The sequence below is a fragment of the Streptomyces sp. DF42 genome (genome assembly GCF_058267695.1).
Genome location: NZ_CM177859.1, coordinates 9,621,931 through 9,638,266 on the forward strand (window position 1 = coordinate 9,621,931; position 16,336 = coordinate 9,638,266).

The window sequence follows — 16,336 nt, forward strand, 5'->3', positions numbered from 1 at the left end:
CCGAACCCGAACGGCCCGCTCACAGCTGCTCCGCGAGACGGTCGAGGAGAGGAAGCGCCGCCGTGAGTGCGGCACGCTCCTCGGCCGTGAACCCGTCGATGACGGCTCCGAGCCGGTGAACCGACTCGGAGCGCCGCTCGGCCAGCATGGCGCGTCCCTCCTCGGTGATCGCCACGATGCTCCGCCGCCCGTCGGAGGCGTCAGGGGTACGGCGGACGAGCCCGCGTTGTTCGAGCTGGGCGAGGGTGCTCGCCATCGCCTGCGGGCGCACGCGTTCCATGTCGGCGAGGGCTGTCGGCGTGTCGGGACCGTCGTTGGAGAGCCGGGCGAGCACCGACATACCGGACAGTGACACGTCCCCCACGGCATGAGCCTGGCGCAGACGCCGGGTCACGCGGCCCATCGCGAGCCGGAGGTCGGACGCCAGTCTGGCGGTATCGATCGGGTCGCGGGTGTCGCCGTGCCCTGTTCCGTCATCCACCTTCATGGGTACTAACGCTAGGCTTATCAGTTGGGACTGCTCAACCAACTGTAAGTAAATGCTTCGTTGTGGGAGACGGTCAGCCCGTAGAAGGCGACGCGGGCGCCCCTCGTGGCGGAACCGAAAGGTCTGAATCGGCCCCGTCAAGAGGTGAAGGCAAAGGCGAAGATGATGCGGCCGGGTGCTTCACGGCATACAGCACCTGTGGGAAGTAGCCAAGAAACACTGGCGAGTTGAGTGGTGTCTCACCCGGAGCGATTCGCTCATCGCTCCTTAGTCTGATCAGTCAGTGTCCATCTGTTCACTGAATGGTGGTTCTCATGACGAAGCCTGAGCACGAGCCCGGAAGGGTTCGCCGTGTCGCGCGCAAGACTGGGAAGGTGGCGTTGGCGGCCGCGTTGGGCGCGCTCGTCCGCTGGACCGTCACCTGGCTCCTCGGGCGCCTCGGCTGAGTCGGCGCGCGGAAGGTGGCTGGGTCGAGTGCCTTGTCCCCGCGATGCGTTGACGGCGTGTCGACTCAGGCGACGCGTGCCACTCCTGCGTAGATACCACTCGCCTCCGGCTCCGTCGTCCGGCCGGGTGCGTTCCATTCCGTGGCCGTCACCAGGCCGGGCGGGACGAGGTCCAGGCCGTCGAAGAAACGCTCAACTGCCGGACGAGTACGGAGACCGAGCTCGATGCCCCCCTTCGCGTACTCGGCGGTGACCTGTTCGGCGAGTTCCGGAAACAGGTCGGACGAGGCGTGCGACAGCACGAGACAGCTGCCCTGCGGCAGGGTGGCTACGAGATCGCGGACGATGTCGTGGGCCCCCTGCTCGTCGGTGATGAAGCGCATCAGCGCAATGGGTGAGAGCGCGATGGGGCGATTGAAGTCCAGTGTGTGCCGGGCGTGTTGGACGATTTCGTCAGGCTTCCGAACGTCGGCCTCGATGTAGTCGGTGACTCCCTCGGGACAGCTGTTGCTGTCGCAAGCGCAGGGGGCAGGGGTCAGGGGCGTTGGCGGGACAGCAGGCGGTTGGGCCCGTGCTCGCCCGTCTGTGCCGAGTGAGGTGCCCTGGCCCGTCGTACGAGGTCGGCGGCGGCCTTGTCCCACTCGGGATGCGCGAAGGTGAAGCCGGCCGCACACAGTCGGCCCGGAACCACCCGGCGGCTCTTCAGCAACAGCTCGGCGTCCGAGCGCATCGCCCACGCCCCCAGCTGCGCCATCCAGCGCGTTGCCGGCAGTCCCACCGGGACGCCCCGGGCCGCGCGCAGTGCCCGCATGAACTGCCGGTGCGGGAGGGGGCCGGGCGAGGCGAGGTTCACCGGCCCTTCGATGTCGTCCCGGGTGATCAGGAACTCCACCGCCCGCACGAAGTCCTCGTCATGGATCCAGGAGACGTACTGCTTGCCGCCGCCGACCGGGCCGCCCAGCCCCAGCCGAGTCAGGCGCAGCAGGACATCGAAGACTCCGCCTCGGTCCGGGCTCATGACCATCGCGGAGCGCAGTGCCACCTTGCGGGTCCCCGGCGTGGGCGCCTCGGCCTGCGCCCGCTCCCAGTTCTTCGCGATCTCGACGCTGTACGCCCAGTAGTCCGGCGCCCCTGCCTCCGAGCCGCCGATCACCCCCGTGGCCTCGTCGTTGGCCGCGTCGAAGCGATGGGCGTAGATCGTCGCGGTGCTCATCTGCAGCCAGACCCGCGGGGGTCGTGCGGCGGCGGCGATCGCCTCGCCGACGACCCGCGCCGAGTTCACCCGGGAATCCATCATGTCCCGCAGGTTCTCGTCGGTGTAGCGACAGGAGACGCTGCGCCCCGCCAGGTTGATCACGACGTCGCAGCCGTCGATCGCCTCGGCCCACGGGCCGATCGTCTCCCCGTCCCAGCCGATCTCACGCTCCCGCTTCGGGCTCCTGGTCAGCACCGCCACCTCGTGACCCGCCGCCGTCAGCGCGCGGTCGAGGACTGCGCCCACCTGTCCGGTTCCCCCGGGCAGCACTACCTTCATGGAGCCCCCTCAGCTCTGGTGGGCTCAGCCTAACCAGATGTTTGAACGTGTTCAAATTCGAGCTCGGCCCACCGTTCGAGACGGGTCGGCGCACTCCTACCGGCGATTGCGCCGGCGCATGGGTAGTGTCCGCCCCGATGCAGCGGGGGCCCGTGCCACCGCAGTCCGCGAGGAGGAGGATCACGATGGCCGATCGCCAGGCCGAGACCCCGTCGGGAGAGGGGCCGGCGACGCGGTTGCCGGAGGCTCGACCGGCGAGCCCGCGCCAAACGGTGCGGCTCGCGCTGGTGATCGGTGCGCTCGGCGTGGTCTTCGGCGACATCGGGACCAGCCCGATCTACACCCTCCAGACCGTGTTCGACCCGGGCGACCCGCACCCGGTCCCGGTCAGCACGCAGAACGTGTACGGCGTGGTGTCGCTGGTCTTCTGGTCGGTCATGATCATTGTCACGATCACCTACGTGCTGCTGGCGATGCGCGCCGACAACGACGGCGAGGGCGGCATCATGGCGCTCATCACGCTGCTGCGCCGGTGGAGTTCACAGCGGGACGGGCGGGCCGCCGTCGTACTGGCCGCGCTGGGCATCTTCGGCGCGTCGCTGTTCTTCGGCGACAGCATGATCACCCCCGCGATCTCGGTGCTGTCCGCGGTCGAGGGGGTCAAGGTCGTCGAGCCGTCGCTGGGCGACGCGGTCGTGCCCATCACCGCGGTGATCATCGTGATCCTTTTCCTGGTGCAGCGCCGTGGAACGGCGGCGGTGGGCCGAGTGTTCGGGCCGATCATGATCGCCTGGTTCCTGACCATCGGCGCGTGCGGCGTCTCCGGCATCGCCGACCACCCGGGCATTCTGCGGGCGCTGTCACCGACGTACGCACTGAGCTTCCTGTTCGGCCACTTCGGTACCGCCTTCTTCGCCCTGGCCGCCGTCGTACTCGCGGTCACCGGCGCCGAGGCGCTCTACGCCGACATGGGCCACTTCGGCCGCCCGGCCATCACCCGCGCCTGGCTGTTCCTCGTCTTCCCCGCCTGCATCCTCAGCTACCTCGGCCAGGGCGCGCTGATCCTCGACGATCCGGACAACATCAGCAGCCCGTTCTTCCTGCTCGTGCCCGACTGGGGACGCTGGCCCGTGGTCCTGCTGGCCACGGCGGCCACGGTGATCGCCTCCCAAGCGGTGATCACCGGCGCGTACTCGGTCACCTCCCAGGCCGCCCAGCTCGGCTATCTGCCGAGGCTCCGCATCGCGCACACCTCCGAGTCCACCATGGGGCAGATCTACGTCCCCTGGATCAACTGGCTGTTGATGGTCTCGGTACTCACCCTGGTGTTCGCCTTCCGCAGCTCCACGGCGCTGGCCTTCGCGTTCGGCATGGCCGTCACCGGCACCATCACCATCACCACCCTGCTGTTCTTCTACGTCGCCCGCGCGAAATGGGGGACGCCCAGGTGGCTGATCGTCATCGGCGCGACCCTGCTGCTCTCCGTGGACCTGCTGTTCGTGGCGGCCAACCTGACCAAGCTCGTCCACGGCGCGTGGCTGCCCCTGCTGATCGGCCTCACCGTGTTCACCGTCATGACGACCTGGCAACGCGGCCGCGAGGTCGTCACCGCGGAACGCGCTCGCCACGAAGGCCCCCTGCGAGCGTTCGTCGACGACCTCCGTAGCGGAGAGCTGCCGGCGATCCAGGTCGCCGGCACCGCCGTCTTCCTCAACCGGGGGAAGGAGACGGCCCCCTTGGCCATGCGGGCCAACGTGGAGCACAACCACGTGCGGCACGAGCAGGTCGTGATCCTGTCCATCAAGACCGAGCCCGTGCCCCGCGTCCCGGCCGACCGACGGATCGTCATCGACGATCTCGGCTACGCCGACGACGGGATCGTCCACGTCACCGCTCGGATCGGCTACATGGAGACGCCGGATGTGCCCGGCACGCTGGCGATGCTCAACCCCGGCCAGACCGAGGGACAGTTGCAGCTCGACCACGCGTCCTACTTCCTGTCGAAGATCGAACTCCTGCGCGGCAGCGCCCCGACCATGGCCCCTTGGCGCAAACGCCTGTTCATCGCCACCTCCTACATCACGGCCGACGCCGCCGAGCACTTCGGCCTGCCCCGCGAACGCACCGTCATCATGGGCTCGCACATCGAGCTGTAGACGCACCGGCGACCGACGGCCCGCGGCGCCCCGCATACGGGCAGGGACGCCCGGACCGGCGATCGCCGAGGACGACGAGGTGACGCTGGAGCACGTCAAGGCGATGTACTCGAAGTTCGTCTTCACCATGGGGGAGACGAACTACAACCGGGAGCTGTATCGCACCGACTGGATGCACCTGATCCGCTCCCAGGCCTTCGTGAACCTGTGGTGGAAGGCGCACCGGGCCTACGACGAGGGCCTGATGGTCGTCCGCGCCGTCACCGAGGTGAAGGTCAAGGACACCTGCACCGTCGGCGCATCCACCACCGCCGAACAGGGCGTGCCGGGCCCGCCGCGGTCCTGGGGCGTGTATCAGACCACGCGGATCCCGACGATGCAGGTGTCGTCGTCCGTGTCCGACCTGCTGTGTGTGAGCAGGCGGTCCAACTGCTGGTCCAAGGTGGGAGAAATCATGCGAGCCGCCGTCAGCAACTGGGCGAGGGACTCCTCCACCGACCGGTCACGACGTTCGATCAGACCGTCCGTGTACATGAGTAACGTGTCGTCGACGGCCAGCTGGACCTCGTGCTCCTCGTAGGTGGCCTCGGGTACGGCACCCAGCAGGAGTCCCTTGATCAGGGGCAGGGGCGCCGCCTCGGTGCCACGCACCAGAACGGGCGGCAGATGGCCGGCCCGGGCCCATCGCAGGGTGTGGAGGTCGGGGTCGTACAGGCCGCAGACCGCCGTGGCGGTGACGGAGCCCGTCAGATGGTGCGCCACCATGTTGAGCCAGGACAGCAACTGTCCCGGCCCGGCGCCCGTCACGGCGAGCCCGCGCAGCGCGTTGCGCAGGACGACCATGCTGGTGGCCGCCTCGATGCCGTGCCCGGCGACGTCACCCACGCACAGCAGAACCAGCCGGGACGGCAGCACGACCGCGTCGTACCAGTCGCCGCCGACCAGATGCTGGGTCTCCGCGGGGCGGTAGCGTACGGCCACGCGCAGCCCGGGAGCCTCCAGCGGCGCCTGCGCCGGAGGCATGATCGCGTGCTGCAACTGGAGGGTGAGCCGGTTGCGTTCACTGGCCCGCTGCTCGCTGTGGGCGAGCTGGTCGCGCGTGGCGGCCAGCGCGACCTCGGTCCAGTGGTGGGCCGAGATGTCCTGATACGCCCCGCGTACGACGAACAGTTGGCCGTCGGAGTCGAGCTCCGGCTCGGCCACGACGCGGATGTGGCGGGTCACCCCGTCGGGACGCTGGAGGCGGAACGAGGTGGACGCCGGCCGACGATGGTGCAGCAGCGTCCGCAGGAACCGGCCGATGGTGACGGCGTCGTCGGCATGGGCGTGGGCGGCCAGGTCCTCCAGCGGCACGGGGACGCTGGAGGCGGGCTTGCCGTAGAGGTGGTAGAGCTGAGCGTTCCAGGAGATCTCGCCGGTGAGGAGGTTCTCCTCGAAGCCGCCGATACGGCCCAGGCGTTGGGCGTGCTGGAGCAGACTCGCCAGGCGGGCCGTCTCGTCCTCGATGCGCCAGATCAGCAGGACGCTGCCGCCGTGCCGGCTGATGCTGATGTCGGCAACCGCCGCCAGGGGCACGTCGTCCACCAGGGCGGTGAGTCTCATCCGGCGGGTGCGGTAGGGCTCGCCGGTGGCGTAGACGCGCTCCACGTGCTCGAAGAGCTCGCTCTGGCCGGCTGCCATGGGGTACGTCTCCAGCAGCAGGGCGCCGCTTATGACGCCTCGCGGCCGGCCGGCGGGGTCCAGGAAGCGGCTGTTGACGTGGTGGATGCGGAAGTCGACGAGGTGTGCGTCGGCGTCCAGGTGCGGCACGAGCACCAGGGCAGGGTCGTGGAGCCCGTCGGAGAGGTCCATCAGTTCGGCCACGTCCGGCAGAACCCCGAAACTCGCCTCTGCGTCGGGGTGTTGGGGGACATAGGTCTCCAGGGTGTGCGCGCACAACTCGGCCAGGGCCTCGATCTGGCGCACGATCTGCGGGGCGGGAGTGTCCAACGGGGTGGCCCACGCGATCTCCAGCACCCCGTGGATCCGACCGACGGCACCGGCCGGTACGGCGACCCGGCCGCCGTCCGCATGGTGGTGCTGGCCGATGGAGGGCAGTCCGGCCTCGGAAAGGCTGCGAATCCATTGGCCCGCGCGCTCGGCGAGCCCGCGCCGCGCGACCGTTGCCACGCCCGGGGGCACGTGCCGCCATCGTCCGGCCTCGGCGGGAGAGAACCCCGCACTGCCCGCCAGGGTGAGGGAGCCGTCGGTGCCCAGAGACCAGATGGCCACCGCCTCCGCACCCAGCGGGGTCAGGGCGTGTTCCAGCAGGGAATCGGCGACGGCCTGGGTGTCGTGGGCGGCCAGTGCACCGCTCTCGGCCGCCCGCAGCCGTACGGCGGAGGAAGGGCCTCTGCCTCCCGGTGAGCCGGCGGCCTCGGTCCTGGACGTGGCGGCGAGGAAGGCGGTGGCCACCTCCGACAGTTGGTCGCGCGAGGCCTGGTTGATGACCTCGACGGCGAATTCGAGCGGCGTCATCCCCGCCTGCTCGGTCAGCTCGGCGAGCTGCCGTGCGGCCTGCGTCGGTCCGCAGCCCAGCCGTTCGACCAGGATGCCCTTGGCCAGTTCGATCAGTGCACGCCCGTCCGCCTCGGCCTGGGCCGCCCGCACCTCCCGGCGCAGGCGCTCCACCGTCGCTGCGAGCCTGCCGACCGGGGACGTCCGCCCGGGACCGCCGTCCCCGCCCCTGCCGGACTCGGGCGTGCCGGCGGAGTCCCGCGGCGCGGGCCGGTCGCCCTCGGACTCCTGGGCACGGTGCGGCTCGGGTGGTTGACGCAGATCACTCACGGCTGGCCTGTTCCTCGGGTGAGACGTCCGGGACGTCACACGGTCGGCTGGTGCGCACTGCAGTGACGCCTGGTCACGCGGGCAGCCAGCGTCGGACGCGGGCGATGAGGTCATGGGTGTCGACGGGCTTGGTGACGTAGTCGTTGGCGCCCGACGCGAGGCTCTTCTCCTGGTCGCCCGGCATGGCCTTGGCGGTGACGGCGATGATGGGCAGATCCGCGTACTGCGGCATCGTGCGGATCTCCGCGGTGGCGGCGTAGCCGTCCATCTCCGGCATCATCACGTCCATCAGGACCAGGCAGACGTCGGGGTGGGCGAGAAGCTTCTCGATGCCCTTGCGGCCGTTGTCCGCGTGCAGGACCTGGAAACCGTGGAGTTCCAGCACCCCGCTGAGAGCGAACAGGTTGCGTGCGTCGTCGTCGACCACCAGGACGCTGCGGCCGAGGAACGAGTCGTCCAGGACCTGTGCGGCAGGGTGCTGTGGCTCCTCGGCGCGCACCAGCGACAGTACGTCGCCCGGCTCTTCGGCGGACAGATGCAGGGTGATGTGCTCACGCAGTTCGTCCAGGCTGGACAGGAAGTCCAGCGGCCGGTCGCCCGCCCGGGCGCGCAGTGTCTGTTCCTGGGTCGGGTCCATGCGGTGACCGGTGTGGACGAGTACGGGCACGCTGGCGAGCGCGGAGTCGCCGTGCATGGCGGCGAGGAAGCCCGCGCCCTCGTCGTCGGGCCCGCCGAGTTCGAGGACTACGCAGTGGCAGGGTTCGGCGGCCAGTGTGCTCGCCGCCTCCTGTGCTCCGACGGCGGTGATGATGTCGATCGCCCCGCGCGGATCGTCGGGGTCGTGCGCGATGTCGGCGACGGCCCGTTCGGCGACCAGGGTGAGCAGACCGCGAGGCCGTTCCTCGATCACCAGCAGGCGGCGTCTGCGCTGTTCGGGGGCTGCCATGAGGTCGGAGACGGCAGGAAGCGCCGGCGCCACCTCGGATTCGCCGGTGGCGTGGGACGGGGCCGGCGGCCGGACGCCGTGGTCCAGCAGCTCCTCGAAGTCGGCGCGTGCGACGGGCAGATGGAGCGTGAACGTGCTGCCCTGGCCGGGTGTGCTGTCGACCGTGACGGCGCCGCCGAGAAGATGGGCGATCTCCCGCGTGATGGACAGCCCGAGACCGGTGCCGCCGTACTTGCGGCTGGTCGTGCCGTCGGCCTGCTGGAACGCCCCGAAAATCGTCTCCAGCTGCTGCTGGGGGATGCCGATGCCGGAGTCCTTGACCCGGAAGGCCACGATCGGGCCACCGCGGTGAACACCCGGGGGCACCTCCCGGTCGGCGGCCGGTTCGATGCGCAGCTCCACGCCACCCTGCTCGGTGAACTTCACCGCGTTGGACAGCAGGTTGCGCAGGATCTGACGCAGCCGGGAGTCGTCGGTGAGCAGGTCCGCGGGTGTGCCGGGCGCCGTGTCCACCGTGAAGTCGAGGCTCTTCTGCGTCGTCATCGGCCGGAACGTCACCTCGACGTACTCCAGGAGCTGGCGCAGCGGGACCCGCTCGGGAGCGACGTCCATCTTTCCGGCCTCGACCTTGGACAGGTCCAGGATGTCGTTGATCAGCTGCAGCAGGTCCGAGCCCGCCGAATGGATGATGCCCGCGTACTCGACCTGCTTCGGGGTGAGGTTGCGCGAGGGGTTCTGTGCCAGCAACTGGGCCAGGATCAGCAGGCTGTTGAGCGGAGTGCGCAGTTCGTGGCTCATGTTGGCCAGGAACTCCGACTTGTACTTGGAGGCCAGGGCCAACTGCTGTGCACGGGTTTCCAGTTCCTGCCGAGCCTGCTCGATCTGCAGGTTCTTGGCCTCGATGTCGCGGTTCTGCGAGGCCAGCAGGGAGGCCTTCTCCTCGAGCTCGGCGTTGGAGCGCTGCAGTTCGTCCTGCTGGACCTGCAACTCCTCCGACCTGGCCTGCAGTTCGGCGGTCAGTCGCTGGGACTCGTCCAACAGTTCGTCGGTGCGGACGTTGGCCACGATGGTGTTGAGGTTGACGCCGATGGCCGGCATCACCTGTGTCAGGAAGTCCTGGTGGATCTGCGTGAACGGGCTGAGCGAGGCCAGCTCGATGACGCCGAGGACCTGCTCCTCGACCACGATGGGCAGCACCACCAGGGCACTGGGCACCGCCTGCCCGAGACCGGAGGAGATGGCCACGTAGCCCGCCGGAAGCTCCTCCACGGTGATGGGACGGCGGTTGCGCGCGGCCTGGCCGACCAGTGAGCGGCCGACGGGGATGCGGGTGGGCCGGTCGGCGCAGTCGGGGGAGCCGTACGAGCCCACCAGCCGAAGTTCGGGACCGCGCTCGGTGTCCTCCGCCAGGTAGAAGGCGCCGTACTGCGCGGAGACCAGAGGGGTGAGCTCGTCCATGACCAGTTCGGCGACCACGGGCAGGTCGCGGTGGCCCTGCATCAGGCTGGAGATCCGGGCGAGGTTGGTCTTGAGCCAGTCCTGCTCCTGGTTGGCCCGTGTCGTCTCGCGCAGGGACCCCACCATGGAGTTGATGTTGTCCTTGAGGTCGGCGACCTCGCCGGAGGCCTCCACGGTGATCGAGCGGGTCAGATCGCCCTCGGCGACGGCGCTGGTGACCTCGGCGATCGCGCGGACCTGGCGGGTGAGGTTGCCGGCCAGTTCGTTGACGTTCTCCGTCAGTCGCTTCCAGGTGCCCTCGACGCCCTCCACCTCGGCCTGGCCGCCGAGGCGCCCCTCGCTGCCGACCTCGCGGGCCACGCGGGTGACCTCGGCGGCGAACGACGACAACTGGTCGACCATCGTGTTGATGGTGGTCTTGAGCTCCAGGATCTCGCCGCGGGCATCGACATCGATCTTCTTCGACAGATCGCCGCCCGCCACCGCGGTCGTCACCAGGGCGATGTTGCGTACCTGCCCGGTGAGGTTGTTGGCCATGGAGTTGACGTTGTCCGTCAGGTCCTTCCAAGTGCCGGCCACGTTCGGCACATGCGCCTGGCCGCCGAGGCGGCCCTCGGTGCCGACCTCGCGGGCGACGCGGGTGACCTCGTCGGCGAAGGCGGAGAGCGTGTCGACCATGGTGTTGATGACGTCCGCGAGGGCGGCGACCTCGCCCTTGGCCTCGACCGTGATCTTCCGGGAGAGGTCGCCGCGCGCCACCGCCGTGGCGACCTGGGCGATCGAACGGACCTGCCCGGTCAGGTTCGACGCCATCACGTTGACGTTGTCCGTCAGGTCCTTCCAGGTCCCCGACACGCCCCGGACGATCGCCTGGCCGCCGAGATTGCCCTCGGTGCCGACTTCGCGGGCGACGCGGGTGACCTCGTCGGCGAAGGCGGAGAGCTGGTCGACCATCGTGTTGATGGTGTTCTTGAGTTCCAGGATCTCGCCGCGGGCGTCGACGGTGATCTTCTGGGAGAGGTCGCCCTGCGCCACCGCCGTCGCGACCTGGGCGACGTTGCGGACCTGCGCGGTGAGGTTGCCGCCCATGAAGTTCACGGAGTCCGTGAGGTCGCGCCAGGTGCCCTTGACCCCCTTGACGTCCGCCTGCCCGCCCAGGCGGCCTTCGGTGCCGACTTCGCGGGCGACGCGGGTGACCTCGTCGGCGAAGGCGGAGAGTTGGTCGACCATCGTGTTGATGGTGTTCTTGAGTTCGAGGATCTCGCCGCGGGCGTCGACGGTGATCTTCTGGGAGAGGTCGCCCTGCGCCACCGCCGTCGTCACCTGCGCGATGTTGCGGACCTGGGAGGTGAGATTGCCCGCCATGAAGTTGACCGAATCGGTCAGGTCGCGCCAGACACCGCCCACACCGGGCACCTGCGCCTGGCCGCCCAGCCGCCCCTCGCTGCCGACTTCGCGGGCGACGCGGGTGACCTCGTCGGCGAACGCGGACAGCTGGTCGACCATCGTGTTGACGGTCTCCTTGAGCTGCAGGATCTCCCCGCGCGCGGGCACGTCGATCTTCTGGGACAGGTCACCCCTGGCGACCGCCGTCGCGACCTGGGCGATGTCGCGGACCTGTGTGGTGAGATTGCCCGCCATGGCGTTGACCGAATCGGTGAGATCCGCCCACGTACCGGAGACTCCCGGCACCTCTGCCTGACCGCCCAGCGTTCCCTCGGTGCCCACCTCGCGGGCCACACGGGTCACTTCCGACGTGAACACGGACAACTGGTCGACCATGCCGTTGAAGACGGTGGCGATGTCACCCAGCAGACCCTGGCCGTCGGACGGCAGCCGAGTGCCGAAATCGCCGTCCCGTACGGCGGTCAGACCGGCCAGCAGCTGCCGCAGCTCCTGCTCGCCCGGAGCCTGCTCCCGGGCGTCCGTCGACTTGGTGGTCATGCGCACCCTCGTTCCGCTCCCCAAGAGTCCCCACCCCGAGGACCCGGAACCGCGACGGGGCCGGGAAGGCCCCGCTCAATAGCGGCATTTCCGCTGTTCACGGATCTGCCCGATGAGAAATCGGTGGAAGATTAGCTCAGTTGCCGCGCACCAACAAAAGCCTGGCGTGAGCATCACAGCTCGCCGAAAAAGGCGCCACGAAGGCGGAATGACGGTGCTGAACCGGGGTACTCAAAGGATTTTTGGACAGGCCGACGGCGAGCCCGGTGCGCAGGCCGCAAAAGGGCGGGCCATAACAGGACCGGGGCCGGGACGTCCGGCGGGCACGCCGGTGCCGCCGGACCGCCCGTCTCAGGCGCCGAGGTCGTCATGGCGCCAAGGCGTCCCTGACGGTCGGACAACACATGACGATCGTGTCGAGCCCCACGAGCTGAATGGTGCGCAACACGGCGCCCCGCGCCCCCACGAGCCTCAGCCACCCCCGTGCGGCCTGCGTGGACTGATGAGCGGCGATCAGGGCGTTGATGCCGCTGGAGTCCATGAACGTGACCCGGCTCAGATCGACGACGACCCGGTGTCCGGCGGTGGCGTCCGCCGGAGGCATGGCCCGGGTCAGGGCGCCACCGCTCTGATGGTCGACTTCTCCGTCGAGGCTGAGCACGGTGATGCCTTCGGCGTCGGTGCGGACGACGGTCAGCCGGCCGTGCCCCGCTGGTTCCTGTTTGTCTGCCACTCGCATCCTTCGCGCACATCGGTGGGGTCGGCACACGTCCTTGTTGCCAACGCTGCCCCGGGATCGTAGGTGCGATGCACACAGCTGGCCCATTCATATGCTCGCGGCACAGGAGTACTGCGCGGCGTACGGGGTAGACGCGCGCCCATGAACGGGGTATCGCAGATCTTCACGCGCCCACGAACGGGACATCGTGGATCATGACAGGGAGCCTGTGTTGTGCCCGAGGAGGGTTCCTGGATGCACGATGTCGCACCCGCCGAGGTGACGGTGGCCCTGGACGGAGCGGCGGGCTGTATCGCCGGCGCGAGGGCCCGGGCGACGGAGTTCCTGGCACGGGCCCGGTCCGCGTACGGGCTGCCCGTGTCGGCCCGCGTCATGGACCTGGCCCAGCTGGTGGTCAGTGAGCTGGTCACCAACGCGCTGAAATACGCGCCCGGACCGGTGCTGTTGCACCTGCGCATCACCGGCGACGCGCTGGAGATCGCGGTGTGGGACACCGAGCCGACACTGCCGTCGGCCGAGACCGCCGACGCCGGGCGGGTCGGGCAGCACGGTCTGGAGATCGTGATGGCGGTGGTGCAGGGCTTCGAGGCGCAACGGGAGCCCGTCGGCAAGCGCATCACCGCCCGGCTCGCCCTGTTCGAGGGCCCGCTGGACCGTGCGGGCTGAGTAGGGCGACGAGGCGAGCCCGGCAGGGACGGTCGATGCCCGCTATTACGCCGTCGCGCCAGGTCGCCGGAAGGGCAACTCCACGGGGAAAGGCACCTCCACGGCCGGTCGGCGGGCGGGTGCCGTCAGGAGTCGCGAAGCGTGCGGTGCGGTGACCTGTCGTAGGTCTCCCGGTAGAGCGCGGCGAAGCGGCCCGGGTGGCTGAAACCCCAGCGGGCGGCTACTTCCGTCACGGTGGCTCCCTCTCCGGGAACGGTGTTGAGCAGATCGTGGTACCAATGTCAAGCTGCGCGAGGTCGCCCTGCACGTTCTGCGCTGGGTCAACGGGAGCCGACTGCCCGAGGAGATCCGCCCGAGGCTGCACACCGCCGTGATCGGCACACGCCGGGCGCGCTCCGGGAACGAGGCCGCACCCTGGCGGCCGGAGCGCGCGGGACAGCGCCGCCGGGTGGGGTCGCGCCGGACGACGGTGGGCGCCGCCCCGTGCGCCTGCGCCACTGCCGCGCCTTACAGCCGCTGTATCGGCGAATAGCGCGCGGGGGCGGGGCTTCGCGGTAACGGCATCGTCCGCATGGCTCAACGGCTGTATGTCGCCATCTGCCTGCCGCCCCATGCCAGTTGGGTCGGGCGGGCCAGGACCACCCCCCCACCGCACTGTCGGGCGATGGCCTGCATTCCGCGGACCGGCGAGGCGTAAGTCGGCCGGGTGCGGGCAACGGGGATGTGGGCAGGGAGGCGGCGCAGTGCCTGGGGAGGTCGTGCGCCGCCCCCCTGCCTGCGTGGGAGGACACGGCGGGCCGCTGCATCCGGCCCAAACGGGCTGCCGCGGAAGCCCGTTGCCGGATGCACCGCGTACGGCCGGAAGCGGTCGGAGGGCCGACCCGCGTGAATATCGAGTTGTCCCTCGAATTCAGTTGATGAACTCGGCCACCAGCGCGGCGAACTCGTCCGGTGTGGCGAGCCGGATGCCGAGGTCGTCTGCCTTGGCCCGTTTGGATCCGGCGCCCTCGCCGGCGACGACCAGGGTGGTCCTCTTGGACACGCTGGACGAGGAGCGGCCGCCGGCCCGCTCGATGAGTTCGTTCATCTGGTTACGGCTGAGCTGTGCCAACGGTCCCGTCATGGTGCCGGTGACCACGACCGTCATGCCGGCGAGCGGGGCCTCGTCGGCCGGGGCGCTGTTCACGGCATCGCCGGGGTCCGGCGTGTCGCTGCCGACGGGCGGCGGGGGAGTGGCGCCGGGTTCGGTCATGTTCACATCGGCTGCCGCGAGTTTGTCGATGAGACCGGCGAGTTCGGCGAGTTCGGCGACGATGGAGGGCGCCTTCTCCGGACCGATGCCCTCGACCTGCTGCAGTGCCTCGGCGTCGGCGGCGCGGATGCGGTCCATGGTGGCGAAGTGCCGGGCGATGCGGCGGGACATGGAGCGGCCGGTGCCGCGGACGCCGAGCGCGCACAACACCCGCGACAGCGGCCGCGTCCTGGCCGTCGCGAGGGCGGCCAGGAGGTTGTCGGTACTGGTCTCACCCATCCGCTCCAGCGCGAGGAGCTGGTCGCGGGTGAGAGTGAACAGGTCGGCGAGGTCGCTGACCAGGCCGGCCTCGACGAGCTGGACGACACGGGTGGCGCCCAGGCCTTCGATGTCGAGCTGGTCGCGGCCCGCGGCGTAGGAGAGGGAGGCGACCAGGTGGCAGTTGCGGCCCTGTTCACACCGCCAGCGCTCCTGGCTGGCGTCGATACGGGATCCGCAGCGCGGGCACACCTCTGGGAAGGTGATGGCCTGTTCGTCGCCGGTGCGCAGGTGGGCGACGGGGGCTTCGATGCGGGGGATGACGTCGCCGGCGCGATGCACCATGACATGGTCGCCCAGACGCAGGTCGCGGCGGGTGATGTCGGCCGGGTTGTGCAGGGTGGCGTAGGTGATGGTGGCACCGTCGATCTCCACGGGCTCGAGCACGCCGCGGGGGGCGATGATGCCCGTACGGCCCACGTTCCACTCCACCTCCAGCAGGCGGGTGATCTTCTCCACGGCGGGGAGCTTGTAGGCGATCGCCCAGCGCGGTGCCCGTGACCCGGATCCCGCTGTCTGCTGGTCGGCGGCCAGGTCGGCCTTGATGACGATGCCGTCGATGCCGAACGGCAGCTCGGCGCGCAGGGCGGCGATCTCGCGCACCCGGGTCACGACCTCCTCTCCGGTGGTGACGACGACCCCGGGCACCGCGGTGGCGGCGGTGGTGTTCACCCCCAGCTGTACGGCCAGGGCCATCAGGTCACTGTGCGCGAGCTCGCCGAGCCGTCCGGCGAGTGCGGGGTCGGTGTCGGCCAGCGGCAGTAGTCCGTAGCCGAAGAACGTCATCGGTACCGTGTAGGCGCGTTCCTTGGCGCGCAGGGTGCCGGCAGACGCGCCGCGCGGGTTGGCGAACGGCGGCCCGCCATGCTCGGTGCGCACCTCGTTGGCATGCTCGAACTGGGCCGTCGTCATGAGGACTTCACCGCGCACCTCCACGGTGACCGGCTCGGCCAGTGTCCTCGGCAGGCCCTCCAGGGTGCCGATCGCGTGCGAGACGTCCTCCCCGGCGATGCCGTCGCCACGGGTGATCAGCCGGGTCAGTCGGCCGCGGGTGTAGCGTGCCGCGACGGCGAGTCCGTCGAGCTTGGGCTCGACGCTGAAGAATGCGACCTCGCGGCCGATCCGTCGGGCCAGCGAGACCGTCCAGGCCGTGAACTCCTCGGGCGAGAACACGTTGTCCAGGCTCAGCATCGCCACCGTGTGCGGCACATCGCCCACCACCGCGCCGCCGGCGACCTTCCCGGTCGGCGAGCCGGGCAGCACCTGGTCTGGGTGAGCGGACTCCCACTCGGTGATGCCCCGCACCAGCCGGTCGTAGGCGTCGTCGTCCAGAGGGGTGGAGCCGCCCTCGTAATAGGCAGCCGCGGCCTTGACCGCGTCCTCGACCGCCTGCGCGTAGGCGGCGGCATCCACGATCTGCGCAACGGGTGTCGTCATGCCCGCCATCCTGCCTGCCACCACTGACAACGCCCTCGCAGGCGACTCGACAGGCGTCGGAGTTCCGTCGCCGGTGAGCCCGGCGGCAGTGGGGCGGGCGGAGAGCGGGCCGGGCTTCCGGCCCGCT

The 16,336-nt window shown here is 69.8% G+C and carries 10 protein-coding genes and 2 pseudogenes; 4 read left to right on the top strand and 8 right to left on the bottom strand.

The genetic code is table 11. The features are described 5' to 3' along the window. Positions 1 to 19: 19 nt before the first annotated feature. Positions 20 to 487 carry a MarR family winged helix-turn-helix transcriptional regulator gene (locus ACYUED_RS44325; protein WP_491290040.1) on the bottom strand — a complete coding sequence of 156 codons (468 nt, stop codon included), beginning with the start codon at positions 485 to 487 and terminating at the stop codon, positions 20 to 22. A 314-nt stretch (positions 488 to 801) separates the two neighbouring features. Between ACYUED_RS44325 and ACYUED_RS44330 the strand changes: the two genes are divergently transcribed. After that, positions 802 to 933, top strand: coding sequence for a hypothetical protein (locus tag ACYUED_RS44330; RefSeq protein WP_491290041.1), 132 nt, complete (start codon positions 802 to 804; stop codon positions 931 to 933). A gap of 65 nt (positions 934 to 998) precedes the next feature. Here the strand turns inward: ACYUED_RS44330 and ACYUED_RS44335 are convergent. After that, a pseudogene (locus ACYUED_RS44335) lies at positions 999 to 1,439 on the bottom strand (SAM-dependent methyltransferase); the annotation flags it as partial. Positions 1,440 to 1,468: 29 nt separating this feature from the next. Then, positions 1,469 to 2,467, bottom strand: coding sequence for a TIGR01777 family oxidoreductase (locus ACYUED_RS44340; RefSeq protein WP_491290042.1), 999 nt, complete (start codon positions 2,465 to 2,467; stop codon positions 1,469 to 1,471). A gap of 185 nt (positions 2,468 to 2,652) precedes the next feature. Here ACYUED_RS44340 and ACYUED_RS44345 point away from each other — a divergent pair, with 185 nt between their 5' ends. Both ACYUED_RS44345 and ACYUED_RS44350 read left to right on the top strand, forming a co-directional pair. Further along, complete coding sequence (locus ACYUED_RS44345; RefSeq protein ID WP_491290043.1) at positions 2,653 to 4,623, top strand: potassium transporter Kup; 1,971 nt, start codon at positions 2,653 to 2,655, stop codon at positions 4,621 to 4,623. Between the two features lie 58 nt (positions 4,624 to 4,681). Continuing rightward, positions 4,682 to 4,936 (top strand): annotated as a pseudogene (locus ACYUED_RS44350) (transcriptional regulator); the annotation flags it as partial. A gap of 41 nt (positions 4,937 to 4,977) precedes the next feature. Here the strand turns inward: ACYUED_RS44350 and ACYUED_RS44355 are convergent. The 3 genes from ACYUED_RS44355 to ACYUED_RS44365 form a co-directional block, all read right to left on the bottom strand. Continuing rightward, positions 4,978 to 7,440: a SpoIIE family protein phosphatase gene (locus ACYUED_RS44355; protein ID WP_491294728.1), complete on the bottom strand. Its 2,463-nt coding sequence runs from the start codon at positions 7,438 to 7,440 to the stop codon at positions 4,978 to 4,980. 82 nt (positions 7,441 to 7,522) lie between these two features. Further along, on the bottom strand, positions 7,523 to 11,797 hold the full coding sequence (locus ACYUED_RS44360) for a HAMP domain-containing protein (RefSeq protein ID WP_491290044.1): 4,275 nt from the start codon (positions 11,795 to 11,797) through the stop codon (positions 7,523 to 7,525). A 367-nt stretch (positions 11,798 to 12,164) separates the two neighbouring features. Continuing rightward, the gene (locus tag ACYUED_RS44365; protein WP_491290045.1) at positions 12,165 to 12,536 is read right to left on the bottom strand and encodes an STAS domain-containing protein; all 372 of its coding nucleotides are present in this window, start codon (positions 12,534 to 12,536) and stop codon (positions 12,165 to 12,167) included. A 234-nt stretch (positions 12,537 to 12,770) separates the two neighbouring features. Between ACYUED_RS44365 and ACYUED_RS44370 the strand changes: the two genes are divergently transcribed. Then, positions 12,771 to 13,202, top strand: coding sequence for an ATP-binding protein (locus tag ACYUED_RS44370; protein ID WP_491290046.1), 432 nt, complete (start codon positions 12,771 to 12,773; stop codon positions 13,200 to 13,202). 125 nt (positions 13,203 to 13,327) lie between these two features. On the opposite strand, the gene ACYUED_RS44375 is transcribed toward ACYUED_RS44370, so the two are convergent. Together ACYUED_RS44375 and ligA are read right to left on the bottom strand one after the other, a co-directional pair. Further along, positions 13,328 to 13,435, bottom strand: a complete 108-nt coding sequence (locus ACYUED_RS44375) for a helix-turn-helix transcriptional regulator (protein WP_491290047.1) — start codon at positions 13,433 to 13,435, stop codon at positions 13,328 to 13,330. Positions 13,436 to 14,112: 677 nt separating this feature from the next. Beyond that, positions 14,113 to 16,209, bottom strand: a complete 2,097-nt coding sequence (gene ligA, locus ACYUED_RS44380; RefSeq protein ID WP_491290048.1) for an NAD-dependent DNA ligase LigA — start codon at positions 16,207 to 16,209, stop codon at positions 14,113 to 14,115. Between the last annotated feature and the right edge of the window lie 127 nt (positions 16,210 to 16,336).